1 protein-coding gene is annotated in these 2,203 nt (G+C 71.7%); it reads right to left on the minus strand.

Annotated features, from left to right (window positions below; genetic code table 11):
- Nucleotides 1-2,203: condensation domain-containing protein (locus tag ACH4EB_RS38655; RefSeq protein ID WP_398353225.1), on the minus strand; the 2,203-nt coding region annotated here is incomplete at both ends.

Genomic DNA, 2,203 nt, shown 5'->3' on the forward strand with positions numbered 1-2,203 from the left:
CGCACCGGACGAACCCGCCACCACCTCCTCAAACCACTCATGCACACACCGCTCACCCAACACCGACCCCAAACCCGACCCAGCCTCCACCGGCGACTCATTCCACTCCACCAACACCCGCCGACGCTCCGCGGCGGGCAGGACGTCGATGTCCAGGGCACGGGTGCCGGTGCCGTCGTCCGCGGCGAGGGACGCGACGATGCCCGACAGGGCGGACTCGACATGGCCCACGAGGGACTCGCACGCCACGGATTCGTCGACCCGGACGTGCAGCGCGAGTTCGTCGCCGAAGTCGTCGAGGGACACCACCAGGGGGTAGTTGATCGCGTCGGCCTCCGCCACCCAGTGGATCCCCCGGTCGCCGATGGGGGGCGCCGTGGTGTCGCCGCGCCCCGGCTCGAAGTGCCGCACGTTGATCACCGCGCTGAACAGCGGGGTGTCGGCGTCCAGGCCGCTACAGCGCTGCGCCAGGCTCAGCGGGCTCTGCTCACGGGCGATCAGGTCCTTGAGCCCGGTGTCCACCTCGGCGATCAGCTCGCGGACGGTCCGGCCGGCCAGGCTCACCCGCAGCGGCAGGGTGTTGATGAAGTTGCCGAGCATCCGCTCCACGCCGGGGACACCTTGCAGGCGACCCGACATCACGGTGCCGAACACCACGTCGTCACGTCCGGCGGCCGCGGCGACGACACACGCCCAGGCGGCGTGGAAGAGGCAGGCCGGGCTGGTCCGCAGGCGCTGGGCCTGCGCGCGCAGGTCGCGCGTCAGGCCCGGCGGCAGGGCGCGGCGCACCTGCGGGTACCGGTGGCCGTCGCCGCGTACGTTCGTCAGCCCGAAGGGGTTCGTCGGCTCGGTGACATCACCGAGGGTGGCCCGGAAGTGGGCTTCCGCGTCGCCCGTCGCCGTCTGGTGCAGCGTGTGGGCGACGAAGTCGCGGTACGGCGCCGGGGCGGCCAGCAGTTCCGTACGGCCCGTCATGTGGGCGGCCAGCTCTTCGAGGACCAGCCGCAGGGTGGTGGCGTCCTCGATGAGGTGGTGGGCGCTGAGCAGGAGGTAGCGCCGGTCGGAGTGTGGGTCCTCGGCGATGAGCAGCCGCAGCAGGGGTGCCCGGTCGACCCGCATCCGCCGGGGCCGGTCCAGCAGGGCGCGGGCCTGCGTCTCGGGATCCGTGTCCGGGTCGAGGCGCGTCCGTTCGACCGTCAGGCGGGCGGTGTGCTGCACGACCTGCGCCGGCTCGGGCAGCCCGGCGGTGATCACGGCCGTACGCATGACGTCGTGCCGGTCGATCAGCGCTTGGAGCGCCTTCGTGAAGGCGGCACACGCTTCTTCGTCGTCGGCGGCCAGGAGGAGGGAGACGAGGTAGGGGTCGTTGTCCGGGTCCAGCAGGTGGTGGAAGAGGATGCCCTCCTGGGCGGAGGCCAGCGGATAGATGTCCTGGACGTTGGGTGCGCCGCCGGGGACGGTGGCCACGACGGCGTCGATCTGTTCCTGATCGAGGTCGACCAGGGGGAGCATGTCCGGGGTGATGCGCCGGCTGCCCAGCGGGATCAGGTTGGGCGGAACGCGGTAGCCGGTGGCCGTACCGGCGCCGGCCCGCGCCTCGTCGATCTCCACCGCCAGGCCGGCCAGCGTCGGGGAGCTGAACACACCGCGTACGGGTACGTCGAAGCCCCGTTCCTTCAGGCGGGCCACCAGGACGGTGATGAGCAGCGAATGGCCGCCCAGCTCGAAGAAGTTGTCACCGGCACCGATACGCGTCTCGTCGAGGCCCAGCACCTCGGCCCACGCCGCCGCGAGCGCCCGTTCGGTGGCGGTGCCCGGCGCGACGTACTCACGCTGGGCGTAGGCGTCGATGCCGGGAGCCGGCAGCGCCTCACGGTCGAGCTTCCCGTTGGCGGTCAGCGGCAGGGTCGGCAAGGTGACGAAGGCGCTGGGCACCATGTACTCGGGGAGGGTACGGGCCGCATGCCGGGCGAGTTCCGCGCGGTGGTCCGGTGCCGGGGCCCCGTCCACCGGGACGACGTACGCGACCAACTGCTTGTTTCCCGGCTGGTCCTCGCGGACGACGACCACGCAGGAGCGCACACCCGGGTGCTCACCGATCCTGGCCCCGATCTCGCCGAGTTCGATGCGGAAGCCACGGATCTTGACCTGATCGTCGTTGCGGCCCTGATACTCCAGCGACCCGTCCGGCAACTGCCGCACC

The sequence above is a fragment of the Streptomyces sp. NPDC018045 genome (genome assembly GCF_044327445.1).
Classification (GTDB): domain Bacteria; phylum Actinomycetota; class Actinomycetes; order Streptomycetales; family Streptomycetaceae; genus Streptomyces.